14 protein-coding genes are annotated in these 12,818 nt (G+C 60.8%); 2 read left to right on the top strand and 12 right to left on the bottom strand.

All coding sequences use genetic code 11. The features are described from left to right. Positions 1-90: 90 nt before the first annotated feature. On the top strand, positions 91-822 hold the full coding sequence (locus tag FJW06_RS30555; RefSeq protein WP_246674627.1) for a hypothetical protein: 732 nt from the start codon (positions 91-93) through the stop codon (positions 820-822). Positions 823-1,802: 980 nt separating this feature from the next. Here the strand turns inward: FJW06_RS30555 and FJW06_RS30955 are convergent. After that, positions 1,803-2,066, bottom strand: a complete 264-nt coding sequence (locus FJW06_RS30955) for a hypothetical protein (protein WP_348644046.1) — start codon at positions 2,064-2,066, stop codon at positions 1,803-1,805. A 459-nt stretch (positions 2,067-2,525) separates the two neighbouring features. Here FJW06_RS30955 and FJW06_RS15605 point away from each other — a divergent pair, with 459 nt between their 5' ends. Then, the gene (locus tag FJW06_RS15605) at positions 2,526-2,963 is read left to right on the top strand and encodes a MucR family transcriptional regulator (protein ID WP_140753124.1); all 438 of its coding nucleotides are present in this window, start codon (positions 2,526-2,528) and stop codon (positions 2,961-2,963) included. 79 nt (positions 2,964-3,042) lie between these two features. Here FJW06_RS15605 and FJW06_RS15600 read toward each other — a convergent pair whose 3' ends face one another. From FJW06_RS15600 to FJW06_RS15550, 11 genes are read right to left on the bottom strand one after another with little or no spacing between them, the layout of a single operon-like run. Continuing rightward, positions 3,043-3,312, bottom strand: coding sequence for a DUF2274 domain-containing protein (locus FJW06_RS15600; RefSeq protein ID WP_140753123.1), 270 nt, complete (start codon positions 3,310-3,312; stop codon positions 3,043-3,045). A 2-nt stretch (positions 3,313-3,314) separates the two neighbouring features. Continuing rightward, the gene (locus FJW06_RS15595) at positions 3,315-4,538 is read right to left on the bottom strand and encodes a TrbI/VirB10 family protein (RefSeq protein WP_140753122.1); all 1,224 of its coding nucleotides are present in this window, start codon (positions 4,536-4,538) and stop codon (positions 3,315-3,317) included. Between the two features lie 12 nt (positions 4,539-4,550). Continuing rightward, positions 4,551-5,579: a P-type conjugative transfer protein TrbG gene (gene trbG, locus FJW06_RS15590; protein ID WP_140753121.1), complete on the bottom strand. Its 1,029-nt coding sequence runs from the start codon at positions 5,577-5,579 to the stop codon at positions 4,551-4,553. After that, entirely contained in the window at positions 5,569-6,300 is a 732-nt protein-coding gene (trbF, locus tag FJW06_RS15585) for a conjugal transfer protein TrbF (protein ID WP_140753120.1), read from the bottom strand. The genes trbG and trbF overlap by 11 nt, the downstream gene beginning before the upstream one ends. Beyond that, positions 6,301-7,623: a P-type conjugative transfer protein TrbL gene (gene trbL, locus FJW06_RS15580; protein ID WP_140753119.1), complete on the bottom strand. Its 1,323-nt coding sequence runs from the start codon at positions 7,621-7,623 to the stop codon at positions 6,301-6,303. A gap of 33 nt (positions 7,624-7,656) precedes the next feature. After that, a complete protein-coding gene (gene trbJ / locus FJW06_RS15575) occupies positions 7,657-8,382 on the bottom strand; it encodes a P-type conjugative transfer protein TrbJ (protein WP_140753118.1) in 726 nt (241 codons plus the stop codon). Continuing rightward, positions 8,379-10,829 (bottom strand): conjugal transfer protein TrbE, encoded by a 2,451-nt coding sequence (gene trbE / locus FJW06_RS15570; protein WP_140753117.1) that lies wholly within the window; start codon positions 10,827-10,829, stop codon positions 8,379-8,381. Before trbE ends, trbJ begins: the two co-directional genes overlap by 4 nt. Next, positions 10,823-11,095 (bottom strand): VirB3 family type IV secretion system protein, encoded by a 273-nt coding sequence (locus FJW06_RS15565; protein ID WP_140753116.1) that lies wholly within the window; start codon positions 11,093-11,095, stop codon positions 10,823-10,825. Before FJW06_RS15565 ends, trbE begins: the two co-directional genes overlap by 7 nt. Beyond that, positions 11,095-11,403: a TrbC/VirB2 family protein gene (locus FJW06_RS15560; protein WP_140753115.1), complete on the bottom strand. Its 309-nt coding sequence runs from the start codon at positions 11,401-11,403 to the stop codon at positions 11,095-11,097. Before FJW06_RS15560 ends, FJW06_RS15565 begins: the two co-directional genes overlap by 1 nt. An 11-nt stretch (positions 11,404-11,414) precedes the next feature. After that, positions 11,415-12,383 (bottom strand): P-type conjugative transfer ATPase TrbB, encoded by a 969-nt coding sequence (trbB, locus tag FJW06_RS15555; protein WP_140753114.1) that lies wholly within the window; start codon positions 12,381-12,383, stop codon positions 11,415-11,417. Beyond that, the gene (locus FJW06_RS15550) at positions 12,380-12,793 is read right to left on the bottom strand and encodes a CopG family transcriptional regulator (protein WP_140753167.1); all 414 of its coding nucleotides are present in this window, start codon (positions 12,791-12,793) and stop codon (positions 12,380-12,382) included. Before FJW06_RS15550 ends, trbB begins: the two co-directional genes overlap by 4 nt. Between the last annotated feature and the right edge of the window lie 25 nt (positions 12,794-12,818).

Here is a 12,818-nt window from a genome sequence, read left to right as displayed (position 1 = left end):
CTGGTAAGTGTCAGCCCCGTCTATAGCGTGCTCCACGGGCATCGCAGGTAATGTGACGTGAGGCCTAAAACAAAACTCGGAGGCATCTAAATGAGCGACGGAATTTTTGTACCGTGGCCTTTTCCGTGGAGCCACATGTTTCCACCGCGCTCGACGGCATTTTCCCAATTCATGGCTGCGTCCTTAGATAGTGTGCAGCCCTCGTCGGCGGAGCCGCCAAATGCGATGGATACGGTCAAAGCCAAAGCTGACAGCCTTTGTTCTAAATTCAGCGACTCTCTACCTCCGGTCAGAAGCGCGGAGGTATACCTGGTTGAGGGGGTTGCGCAGGTGAACTTTCCCGAGAGCGCAATGCCCAGCTCTGGCTTCGCCGTGACCACTTCGAAACTGGCAGTGATTTATCCGCCGGAGTTCCTTTTCGTCCTCGATGTCGGGCTTGACTGCCTGGTTGGTGGCTCGGTCTTTTGGAACCCTATAGGATATGGTGATCCTGGTTTCCCGGAGAAAAATGAGATTGCCCTCCGCAGTATTCGAAAGCGCACTGAGCCCGATCTTATTTTTCCTAGTATCGCCGGAAGCCTGATGATGGGTTTGAAGGAAGGTACCCCAGACGGTGAAGTCAAAGATGGACTTATTGATAATGGCCTTCAGGATGTGATGCTTTTCGGCACCTTCGCGACTGCGAATTGCAAGCCATTCCAAGAGCCGACGATCTGTCGTGATCTTGAGGCCGCGCTCCCATTCCTAAAGTATGCGGAGCAGAATACCCTCCGACGGATCATCGACTTCGCCCCGGGCTGGGTTGCGAAAAGATTGGTATGAGTTCGCGATGGCCGCATCGATAGTTTGCCGCAGGACGGCAGTTTTGCTGCAGCCTTGAAAGTGCGTCTCACCGCGGAGGCTTCAATCTTGTAGACCGAGTGACTGATTGGAAGTAGAAATTCTCGAATGAACGGGAGTGAAACATGAAAATCGCACCAGTCCTATTCGCTGTACTTATCGCTTCAGTAAATGCCCACCCAACCCCTGCTCCGGCGGCCACTCGAGGTGGCCTGTGCCCATTGCATTACTTGCCCGTATGTGCATGGAAGAACGGCCACAAAAAGACTTATACAAATAGCTGCTTCGCAAAGAAGGCCGGCGCGATCCACATCCGGCCTGGTGCTTGCAAGAAGTAATGCATGTCCTGCTCGGCTAAGCCGCGAGCCTATCTGGGGGATCGCTTAGGGCTCTGAGCATACCTGATGCTCCTGACCTCGGCCGGGTTCCTGGGGCGGTGCCTCGCGGGTCTAGCTGCGATCTCGCTTGCAAAGTCGCTCAGATGCGGTGGTCATAGGCAACCATCACCGCCCAGGAGAGATCGAACTCGCTGTTGTTGTGGCGCTGCCAGGTAGCGAGGGACTTAAAGCCCTACCCTTGGAGAGATACTCCAGTGAAAAAAAGTGCAGGCACATTCAACGGAACGTCGCTGAGGGCCGATTTTCACGAGGCCCTAACTAAAGCGATCGAAAGTGCAAAAGCCAAGATTCCGACCGACTACGTCGAATGGAGGCTAGTTGAAGCTTCTGGAAAGGAAGGGGGCTTCGTCCTAGTGAAGGAGTTAACTGTTACGATTGAAGTCTTCCTCCCCGCCTAGCCCTTCCGCTGACCGGAGAGGCCGCGGATCTTCGGTCGTATTTTCGCCGCGTTGCGAGGGGAGCGTCGAAGGCCGCCCACCTGTTGGCTTCACGCGACTTTTCGAGCGATGGCCTTGAACGGACGAGCAGCGTGAAAGCATCTGGCCGGACACTTGCCTCAACCTGCTACCACGTCACGGGATGCGCGATTGGGAATCCGGGGCGGGCTCGCGGAGAAAACGCGCCTACGGCAGTGTTGCCTCGGCCGTTGAGGAGGTAATCAAGGAAGATACGTCCTGTGCGGGCTGGTGGGTCGGCCGATAGAAAGTACCGCTCCGGGTCGGCGTCTATAAGGCACTGAGCGAGCGCTCTGGCTAGTTTCCGCGCGCTATCATGAGTCATGTTCGACGGCAGCGGGGCCGTAATATGGACACCCTTGCAGCCGGTCACCTTCGGCCAGCTCTCCCAGCCAGCTGCTTCAAAGATTTTGCGCAGAGACAGCGCGGGCCTCGATTAGCGCACCCCATGGCACGCCTTCGTCGGGATCAAGGTCCAGTACGGCTGGTCAGGGTGAATGCGCTTGCTTGCCCGTGCTCGATGACGATCTCAGTCCGATAGTCATCGTATTTGATCTCATGCAGCCATTCAGAATCGGCAGGAGCTCTCTCGACCAGTGTCGGCGATTGCCTACGTCCCGTGCGACGGCGGACTTTAAGTTGTAAGCACTAAGAGAAGTGCTGCGTAGGCTTTCTCAACCGTTTGATGTAGCTGAAAAGAGGCGTTCTTCAGGCGTCTTTTCTCCAGCGCAAACCTGAAGTCGTCAAGGAAGTTCCCTAGGCCGGCTGTCTTTCTTGCGGATCCGGCGATTGGGCGATATGAACCTATCGGTTTGCATCCAGGAGCGTGACGATGTCCGAAGAAGCCAATAATCTCATCGAACTTACTGCCGATATCGTTTCCGCCTATGTGCAGAAGAACGCGGTTCCCGTGTCTGGGCTGCCCGATTTGATCGCCAGCGTGAATTCGGCATTGTCTAATATTGGCCAAACAGCTCCGGTAGAAGCGCCCGTTCAGAAGCCGGCAGTCAATCCCAAGAGATCCGTGTTCCCGGACTACATCATCAGCCTTGAAGACGGCCAGAAATACAAGTCGCTCAAGCGCCATCTAGCAACCCGACACGGGATGACGCCTGACGAATACCGGGCGAAATGGGGACTGGCGAAAGACTATCCCATGGTCGCTCCAAACTATTCGGCCGCACGCTCAGCGCTGGCAAAATCGTTGGGTTTGGGAAGGAAGGCTGCTCCGGCCAAAAAGCCTGCTGCGAAACGCAAGGCGAAAGCCTAACCTGTAACCTGGCGGACCGATCGCAGAGGACGAAGGCGGCGCGGCAGGTTCAAGCCTGCCCTCCTCGGAATATCCCGCACTACGCATGGTCTGCTGATTGCCGTCCCGGTTTCTCCGACGCGCCGGCGCCAGGTACACCTTCCTTTCTGGCCTTGGCAAAAGCTCGGTCGCTTTCGAGGAACTCCGCCAGCATGAATGGGATGAGTTCGGCCACCGTTTCCGACTCGCCATAGGTCTGGCGGTAAAGCGCCGCATAGTCCTGCAGCGCTTGATTCAGGTCGGCGCGGACAGTGATGGTGATTTTCGAAGGTGTCCGGTCCGGAAGCTTTCCAAGTCTCAGGTTGGCCATGGTTACTCCTGTTCAACTGCATATGGCCGGAGCACGATGTCCTTCCGCACAATAACGCGCAGCGGCCAACCGGGGCGCACGGTGATAGTGGGCTGAATATTGAGGTTCTTTTCGGTGATGCGCTGGCCGGCTTGACTGACGTTCTGCTGGGTGGATTCCCGGATCGCCTTCACCAAGTCGCTTTCGTTTTCCCCAAAGCTCAATTCAGTGCCAACGCCTAGCAAAGTAGCCAGAGCAACGCCCTTGATCAGCTGCCAGGTGTGGAAATCCACCTTATCCTCAAGCCCTGCATAGCCGGCAGCGTCTATTGCGGGCAGATTGTCGATTTCGATGGACGAGCCGTCGGGCATGACAATGCGTTGCCAGACCAGCAACGCGCGTTTTTGTCCGAAGGCGACGACGCTGTCATAGGTGCCGATCAGGCGAGAGCCCTGCGGAATGAGTAGGGTGTTGCCGGTGACGCTGTCGTGCACGTTCTCGGTGACCTGCGCGACGACTAGGCCGGGCAAGTCGGAAGTGATGCCGGTGATGAGGCTTGCGGCGATGACGCTGCCGGCCATCAGCTGATATGGCGAAGCCGGCGTCTGCAGCGCGTGCGGATTGTAGATTCCGCTCGTGTCCTTCTGGTTGATAAAATCGAGCTTGCGCTGCTGGTTGTTTTGGTCGCCCTCGGCCGGGGCTACCGAAACCGAAGGGCGTGCCGCGTCGGATTGTGCGAGTGCCTCAGACGGCTGCTGCCTACTTGGCCCGGCACCTGCAACAGATGTCGTTTCGAGGCGATTTTCGATCCGAAATAGGACTTGCGACTCGCGCGCCGCGATCGCCTGTTGCGCGAGGCGCTGTTCCTCGGCGGATGCCTCTTGCCCCGGTGCAATGCCGAGCTGGCGCTGGCGCTCCAGGATGGGGCGACCGAGATCGCCAGGCAGCGGCGGCCCAAGCACCGGAAGCTTCGGCGTGATCCCGGAATAATCCTTGGGAAGCGCGTCGAGCCCCTCGGCAGTTGGCTTGCGCTCGGTGTTATAGCGGTCTTCCAGCTGGCCTTTGATGCGCCAAGCCGGGCCTTTAAGCGCCACTATGGTGACGCCGAAAATGGCGCTGGATCCAGCTGCCGCGATGGCTATGATCACGCCGCGCCTGAAGCGCACAGCGCGTCGGGGCGAGGCTCGCAGCTGCAACTGCTCCGGATCGAGTTTCGGCGGAGTATTTGGGCGGTGAGTATCGGTCACGGGCCTCTCCCCTCACCTGCCAAGACGCGAAAAGAGTGTTATCCGCCGGGGCGGTTGCCGGCCGTCCGTCCGGGTGATGCGAACCACCTGCTGCTGCTTGGTGCCGAAGCGAAGTTCTGCCACGGCGAACAGGCGATCGACGATGTAGTAGTTGCCGCGCATTCGGTAATTGACGAGTTGGCTGTCTCCATCAGGACCGACAACGAAGAGCGGCGGCGCCTCGCCCTGATCGATCCGACGTGGAAATTCGACATAGACCTTGCTGCCGTCATCGAAGGCGCGCGTCGGCCGCCAGGGCGGCATGTCACCGCTGATGGAATAGCGGAAGCGGATGTTCTCGAGCGCCACATTCGACGCCACCGGCGTGGCAGCCTCAGCTTGAGCGTTGCGCTGGCGAAGCGCAACGATCTGGTCCTCGCTGTACGTCCACGAAATAGCCGCCATTGCGGTCTTCTCGGTGCTTTGGAGCTGCAGGTGGTAAGTCCGCCGTTCCGTCGTGATCACCAGGTTGGTGCTGAGCCCCGGCGCAAAAGGTTTTACCAGAACATGGGTGCGCTGATTGTCACCGGTGCCGCTGACAGTGTCGCCGATGACCCAGCGCACCGTGTCGCCGGCCGACACGGCTGTGAGTTTCTCGCCAGGTTGCAGTGCGATATCGGTGACGCGCTCGGGTGCAGCATAGAGCTGATAGAGCGCGCCATCGGTGAACGGATAGACCTGCACCGCATTGACGTAGCCATACCTGGTCGGTTGCTGCGTCGCCGCTTTGTTGGCATCGGCGACACGTTCTTCAGGGGAACGCTTGTCCTCGACGACCTTGCCTGGGTCCGGTAGTAACTGGCCGGGTAACGGTAAGGGTTTTGGTACCTCGACGATCTTGACCAGCTTATCCGCCGGCTTTTCAATTGCCGCCAGTTTGAAATCGGCAGCATCGTAGGAAATCTCAGGCGGCGGCACCGCCTTCGACGCGCAGGCCCAGAGGACAGCAGCTGAGGCCGACAGTATCAGCGCGGCACGGAACGATGGGGCTCTATTTGTCATTGGCTGGCTCCTTCGAAGAAACGGATGCAGGTGCTGCGCTGTCGAGCTCGCGCGACCAGTCGATGGCGTTGATGAAGACGCCGAGCGGGTTGTTGCGCAGTTGGTCCGTATTGCTTGGCGGGCGGATCACGATGGTGAGGATCGCGGTCCAGCGCGTCGTGCTGGCCAGGCTGCCGCGTTCAAAAACCTGCTCGGTCCATTTGACCTGGAACGAGCTGTTGGATGCCCGAACCACGCTGGTCACCTGCACCGATACGCTGCGCGTACCGATCCGGCCGAAGGGGTCGTTGGCCTTGGCGTATTCGTTGAGGAAGAGTGCCGCGCGGTCGGTGGCAAAGTCGTAGGCTGCCAGCCAGTTCTGCCGCACCAGCACCGGATCGGTGGAGACAGAACGGACATTCTGGATGAAACGACCGAGATGCCAGGCGATCTGGGCGTCGGTGGGTTCATAGTCCCGGACAGCAGGCGCGACAGCGCGCGCCTCGCCGAAGCGGTCGACCTCGACGACGTAGGGCACGACGCGGCTTTGCATCGACTGCCAAACGAGTCCGCCGGAGAGGCCGGTTGCCAAAGCCAGACAGCCGAGAGCCATCAACCGCCAGTTCCTGGCCTGTACTCGGGACGAGCCGATGCGCTCGTCCCAGAGCTGGGCGGCCTTCTGATACGGCGTGACCGGCTCGGGCGTCTTGCCGTAGCGTTGAACGGGTCGTTTGAAGAGCATCTAGTCGTCCTTGTCACTGAGGGAGGGATTGGCGCTGCCGCTAGGCCTGTCGCCTTCACGGACGGCCTGCATTGCGGCGTGGCGATGGGCACGGGCGCTCTGTTCGGACCGCAGACGCCTTGCCCATCCCGGCGCGGCATTGGAGCCGGCAGCGGCCGGGCTTCCGCCCATTGATGCAATCGGCGCTCCGCCCGTCACGGTCCATGCAGCTTCGCGCCCGACATGGGCGTTGCGCCCGAAAGCACCGGAGGCGGATCTTGCTGCTCGCATTGCAGCGCCGCTGGCGGCGCCCGCTAAGCCCTGCATTCCAGCAGTCACACTGGACAGACCGGAATCAGGCGAGGTTGCCCGCCCCAGCTGCCAGGCCGTGGAAGCTGCCGATCCCATGGTTGTGCCGGCCCGGACTGCAGCAAGACTGCCGCTAGCCGCCATGCGCGTGCCGGCAAATGCCGCGCCTCCGGCAACGAGCGACGCACCGGCCGCGGCCGCCGTGGTTCCAAGTGCGGCGCCCGCACCAAACTGCGGCGCCCCGGAGACAAGGCCTGAAGCGATGCCGGGCCCAAAGATGCCGAGGCCAAGCAGCGCTAGCGCGCCGAGCACTTGCGACATGGCAGCGGCGAGGTCCGGCTCCTTGCCTTGCAGCGCGGCAGCGAACTCACCGAAGAGCGTGGAACCGATGCCGACGATGACGGCGAGCACCATCACCTTGATGCCTGATGAGATGACATTGCCGAGCACGCGCTCGGCGAGAAAGGATGACCGATTCCAGAGCGCAAAGGGGACCAGGATAAAACCGGCCAGCGTGGTGAGTTTGAACTCCAGGATGGTGATGAAGAGCTGGATGGAAAGAATGAAGAAGGCGATGATGACCAGGAACCACGCCACCAGCAGCACGAAAATGGTGAGCGCGTTGCCGAAGATTTCCGGGAAGCCTAACAGCTGGCTTGCCTGATCGAGCAGCGGCCAGGCGCCCTCGAAACCCGTCGCGGCAATGCGGCCTGGATGCAGGAGATTGTCTGCGGAGAGATTGCCGGACGAAGCGTTGATGCCGAGACCGGCAAAGGATCGATAGATGATGTCTGCGAGGTTCTTGAAATTGTTCAGGATGAAGGCGAAGACGCCGACATAAAGCACCTTGCGGGTGAGGCGGCCGAGAATGTTGGGCTCGCCGCCGAATGCCCAAGCCAGACCGGCAAGCGTGATGTCGATGCCGATCAGGGTTGTGGCGAGAAAGGCGACCTCGCCCGAGAGCAGACCGAACCCGCTGTCGATATAGCGGATGAACGTCTCCATGAAGCGATCGATGACCCCAAGGTCGTTCATGTCGCCGCCTTCCTTATCGTGAAGAACTGGTGATCAGTTGCCGGGATAGGCCGTGCCGGTGCCTAGGAAGCGCTTCGTGGTCTGGCGGGCGGCTTCCTCGGACTGAGCCTTGCGGGCCGCATCCTGGGCCTCAGCCCGAAACTGCGTCGCAAGCAGCGTCTGGATCTGCATCTGTTGCTTGGTCGAAAGCGCGATCAGTTGGTTGGTGGCCTGGCTTGCCTCGAGCGCACCGGCCGCTCCTTGGCTCCGATTGACGAGATCGGCAAGCAGATCGCCATCACCGCGAACATTCTCGACGATCTGCGACTGGACGCCCATGGTCTGGCGGAACGCCTGCATGGCGTTCTGCCAGCGTTCGCGCGCAGCGGTTGCCACGTCGCTGACCTTGATCGTGCCGTCGTAGCTTTCCGGATATTGCTGGCGCCACTGGTCCTGAAGCTTGTTGAGGTTAAAGCTGAGGCCGCTTGCCTGGTCCATGAGACCATCGATGCGATGGAGCGCGCCGGTAAGCTGGCCGACCGAGGAGAAATCCATATTCCGAAGATTGCGCGCCATGTTCTCAAGCATGGTCGCCTGGTTCTGAAGTGACTGGATCTGGTTGTTGATCTGCTCCAGCGCGCGCGCCGCCGAGAGCACGTTCTGCGTATAGTTCGAGGGATCGAACACAATCAGCGCATAGGCAGGCTGAATGTAGTCGGCTATCGGTTTGGCGATCAGGGAAACGGTGACAAGGCTTGTGAAAAGGCGGCGTCCCATCATGATGATTGCTCCGTGTATGGGTGAGGAAATTGCTGGAGAAGCTCGGCGGCCCAGTCGAGGTCGCGCGCTTTCAGGAAATGAGAGGCAAAGCTTTCTTGCCCGTGCTCGGACAGGATCCTGTCGATCAGCGTCTGTGTGGCCGGATCGGAGGCGCCGCAAAACGCAAGCGTGATGGGACCCAAGCCCAGCTCGAAGAGCCGATTGCCGCGGCGGGATTGCAGATAGTAGTGGCGCTTCGGTGTGGCGCGAGCGATCAATTCGATCTGCCGCTCGTTCAGACCGAAGCGTTCGTAGCCCACCCTCGCCTGCGGCTCCACGGCACGATCATTGGGAAGAAAAATGCGCTGTGGGCAGCTCTCTATGATTGCAGGCGCAATTGAAGAGCCGGCGATGTCGGCAAGCGATTGAGTGGCGAAGATGACGGATACGTTCTTCTTGCGCAGCACCTTCAACCATTCACGGATCCGGGCAGCAAAGAGCGGATTGTCGAGATAGACCCAGGCTTCGTCGAGCATGAGCAGCGTCGGCCGTCCATCGAACCGCTCATCGAGACGATGAAACAGATAGGTGAGCACCGGCAGCACAGCCCCTTGGCTGTGCATCAGTTCCTCGGTCTCGAAACACTGAACATCCGACAGCGCCAAGCGGTCATCGTCGGCATCGAGCAGCCGGCCAAAGGGGCCGTCGAGCGTGTAGGGCATCAAGGCGGACTTCAGCGCATTGGACTGAAGCAGAACGGAAAGACCGGTGAGCGTGCGTTCCTGTGCCGGCGCGGTGGCAAGGCTGCTCAGTGCCGACCAGATTGCCTCCTTCACCTCAGGCGTGATCGTGAAGTTCTCATGGGCAACGAGGCCGGCGATCCATTCGGCCGCCCAACTGCAGGTGGTCGGGTCATCGATGTTGCGCAAAGGCTGGAAGGAAAGCGCGCCGTCCGCACCGAGCGCGTGATGCTCTCCGTCCATGGCGAGTGTCGCCGCGCGTGCCGAGTTGCCTTTGTCGAAGACATAGACCTGCGCGCCGGCGTAACGTCGGAACTGTAGTGCGACCAGCGCGAGCAGCACCGACTTGCCGGCACCGGTCGGACCGACGATCAGCATGTGACCGACATCTTCGACATGGGTGGAAAGCCGAAACGGTGTCGACCCGCTGGTCTTGGCGAAGAGAAGCGGCGGCGCCTCTGTCCGTGTGACCTCAGCGAGATGCTCATTGGTCACCGGCCCGGCCCACACCGATGACAACGGCATGAGATGGGCGAGGTTCAGCGTGTGAACGAGCGGCTGGCGAACGTTGGCATAGACATGGCCAGGAAGAGATCCGAGCCAGGCCTCGACCGCGTTGATGCTTTCGCGGATGGTGGTGAAGCCGAGCCCGTTGACGATGCGCTCGACCGCACGAAGCTTCTCCGCGGCGGCTTGGCGATCCTCGTCCCATACCGTCACAGTGGTGGTGAGATAGCCGAAGCCGACATGATCGGCGCCCAACGCCTGAAGTGCTTCGTCGGCATCGAGCGCCTTGTTGTCGGCGTCGCTGTCAACTAGCGGGATTGGCTCGTTGGTAACGACCTCGCGTAGGATGGCGACGATCGACTTGCGCTTGGCAAACCACTGCCGCCGCAACCGGGTCAGCGTCTTCGTGGCTTCCATCTTGTCGAGAGGGATAAAACGCGTCGTCCAACGATAGGCAAAATCCTGATGGTTGAGGGCATCGAGGATTCCGGGGCGAGTGAGGTTCGGGAAACCAAAGATTGTGAGCGTACGAAGATGCTGATCGCCCAGCATCGGTTCCAAGCCGCCGGTGAGCGGCGCATCGGCCAGGATGCCGTCCAGATACATCGGCGTTTCCGGTACGGTGACCGGATGGCGACGGGTCGAGATTGTGCCGTGTAAGTAAGTCAGTGTCTCGGCATCGTCGATCGCGCGCACTTCGGGCATGAAGCCGGACAGAAGATCGAGCACACGGTCGGTCTCGTCGTGGAACCGCGCCAGCTCCTGATGCCAGTCCCGTTCGCCCTCAGAATGGTGAGCCTCGACGAGCGCGTTTTCCGCCCGCGCCTGGCTGTCCGGCGGCGGCATGAACAGCAATGTCAGGTGATAGCGGCTTTCGAAATGCGCGAGCTTGCCTTCGAAGGTAGCGCGCCGTTCTTCGTCGACCAGCCATGAGGCAGCGTCGGGAAAACTCGAGGCCGGATAGCCAAGTGCCTCAATGCGCTCAGCCTCGAAGAACAGCGCCCAGCCGGATCCCAGGCGTCTGAGCGTGTTGTTTGCCCGGGCGCAAATTCCGATAAGCTCGGCTTCTGTCGCGCTTTCGAGATCAGGTCCGCGGAACCGGAATGTCCGCTGAAAGCTGCCGTCCTTGTTGAGCACGATCCCCGGCGCGACGAGGGCAGCCCACGGCAGGTGATCGGCAAGCCGGTCGGCTTTGCCGCGATATTCTGAAAGGTTCAGCATGCCAGCCATCCCTTCAGGCGAAGATGACGGACAAGGACGGCAGCGAAGTCGGGATCGCGCCTCGCGGCAAAGACTGCAAGTGTATGGCCGGCAACCCAGAGCAGCAACCCTGCAATCCATTGCTGCAGGCCAAGGCCGACTGCCGCGGCCACAGTGCCATTGAGGATCGCCACCGCTCGCGGCGCACCGCCGAGCAGGATCGGTTCGGCAAGCGACCGGTGAACCGGTACCTCGAACCCTTCGATATGCTGCTCGCCGGCGGCCATTAGACGAGCGCCCCGCCGCCGAAGGAGAAGAACGAGAGAAAGAAGCTCGATGCCGCGAATGCGATCGACAAGCCGAAGACGATCTGGATAAGCCGGCGGAACCCGCCCGCCGTGTCGCCGAAGGCGAGCGTCAATCCGGTGGTGATGATGATGATCACCGCGACGATCTTGGCGACCGGTCCCTGCACCGACTCCAAGATCTGCTGAAGCGGTTGTTCCCAAGGCATGCCGGAGCCAGCCGCGTATGCCGGACCCGTGAGACAGAACGCGAGCGCGGTGGACGAAAGAAAGCGAAGCTTCTTGCGCATGAGGTGACCTTTCAAAGCTGCTGGAGTTGCGGAAGCGTGAGCTGGGTGAGGGTGTAGTCGCCGCTGCCGTCGAGACCGATAACCTCGGCGATCGCATCGACGCGGCGCGATGAGCCGCGTCCCGCGATGAAGACGATCAGGTCGATGGCATCGGCGATGAGCCGGCGCGGAACGGTGACAACGGCTTCCTGGGCGAGTTGCTCTATGCGGTAGAGAGCGGAGCGCGCCGAATTGGCGTGAACCGTGGCGATGCCGCCAGGGTGCCCGGTGTTCCAGGCCTTCAGCATATCGAGCGCTTCCGCGCCCCTCACTTCGCCGACGATGATGCGGTCGGGCCGGAGCCGGAGCGTCGAGCGCACGAGATCGGCCAGTGTGACCGAACCCCGCCTGGTTCTCAGGGCAACGCAGTCCTGTGCCGCGCATCGCAGTTCGCGCGTGTCCTCGATCAAGATCACCCGCTCGTCGCATTCGGCGACTTCGGCCAGCAGTGCGTTGGTAAGTGTCGTCTTGCCCGACGACGTTCCGCCAGCGACCAGAATGTTGCGCCGCTCGCGCACGGCCTTCTTCAGCGCATCGGCCTGGAGTGGCAACATGATGCGGTCGGCGACATAGTTGGCCAGCGTGTAGAGTTTTGCCGCCGGCTTACGGATCGCGAAGCATGGCGCCAACACCACCGGCGGCAGCAGACCCTCGAAGCGCTCGCCCGACGGCAGTTCGGCACTGACGATCGGATTATCCGCGTGCGCCTCGGCGCGCACATGGGAGGCGACAAGGCGGATGATGCGTTCGGCCTCGGACGGGTGCATGCGCACGTCGGTGTCGACGCGACCTTCTCCGAGACGGTCGAGCCGCAGCGCGCCATCGGGGTTGACCATCACCTCGATGACTAATGGATCGGCAAGCGCGTCGGTGATCGCCAGGCCCATTGCGGTGCGCAGCATCGCGCGACGGCGATGGTCGGCCTCGGGATGAGAGTTCATCCTTCGCCTCCCACGCCTTTGCCTTTTCCAATTGAGCGTTTCCCGGAGGCAATCTGCCGGCCGACCTGCTCGACGAATTTGTCGAAACGATCTTGGGCGATCGCCTGCGTTGCCCGATCGGGAACGGGTGTGTGGGCATGAAGCGTGATCGAAAACCGGATGAAGAGCGCCAGGCTCTCCAGGATCATCTCGGCATCGCGTGTGACATGCGCTAGGTCGCGCGAAAGACGATCAAGCCTCACGCCGTATCGCCGGTCGAGCTCGTTCTCGCCACGCCGCTCGATGAACGCCTCGATCGCCTTCGCCACGATCGCGGACTTGGTGGTCGATGGATCGCGGCTGAGGTTGTCCAGTTTCTCGCTCAACGCGGGCTCAAGCAGAAACTGATGACGAATGCGGTGGGGTTTCATGCAGCTCGTTCCAGAGGGTCGGCGT

Source organism: Mesorhizobium sp. B4-1-3 (assembly GCF_006439355.1).
Lineage (GTDB): Bacteria > Pseudomonadota > Alphaproteobacteria > Rhizobiales > Rhizobiaceae > Mesorhizobium.
This window is presented reverse-complemented; position numbering and strand designations above follow the sequence as displayed.

Excerpts from the sequence above, each read along its gene's own strand:
- FJW06_RS15550 (WP_140753167.1), bottom strand. The coding sequence starts at position 12,793 with ATGAAACCCCACCGCATTCGTCATCAGTTTCTGCTTGAGCCCGCGTTG.
- trbG (WP_140753121.1), bottom strand. The coding sequence starts at position 5,579 with ATGACAAATAGAGCCCCATCGTTCCGTGCCGCGCTGATACTGTCGGCC.
- trbB (WP_140753114.1), bottom strand. The coding sequence starts at position 12,383 with ATGAACTCTCATCCCGAGGCCGACCATCGCCGTCGCGCGATGCTGCGC.
- trbJ (WP_140753118.1), bottom strand. The coding sequence starts at position 8,382 with ATGATGGGACGCCGCCTTTTCACAAGCCTTGTCACCGTTTCCCTGATC.
- FJW06_RS15560 (WP_140753115.1), bottom strand. The coding sequence starts at position 11,403 with ATGCGCAAGAAGCTTCGCTTTCTTTCGTCCACCGCGCTCGCGTTCTGT.
- FJW06_RS15565 (WP_140753116.1), bottom strand. The coding sequence starts at position 11,095 with ATGGCCGCCGGCGAGCAGCATATCGAAGGGTTCGAGGTACCGGTTCAC.
- trbL (WP_140753119.1), bottom strand. The coding sequence starts at position 7,623 with ATGAACGACCTTGGGGTCATCGATCGCTTCATGGAGACGTTCATCCGC.
- FJW06_RS30555 (WP_246674627.1), top strand. The coding sequence starts at position 91 with ATGAGCGACGGAATTTTTGTACCGTGGCCTTTTCCGTGGAGCCACATG.
- trbE (WP_140753117.1), bottom strand. The coding sequence starts at position 10,829 with ATGCTGAACCTTTCAGAATATCGCGGCAAAGCCGACCGGCTTGCCGAT.
- FJW06_RS15600 (WP_140753123.1), bottom strand. The coding sequence starts at position 3,312 with ATGGCCAACCTGAGACTTGGAAAGCTTCCGGACCGGACACCTTCGAAA.
- FJW06_RS15605 (WP_140753124.1), top strand. The coding sequence starts at position 2,526 with ATGTCCGAAGAAGCCAATAATCTCATCGAACTTACTGCCGATATCGTT.
- trbF (WP_140753120.1), bottom strand. The coding sequence starts at position 6,300 with ATGCTCTTCAAACGACCCGTTCAACGCTACGGCAAGACGCCCGAGCCG.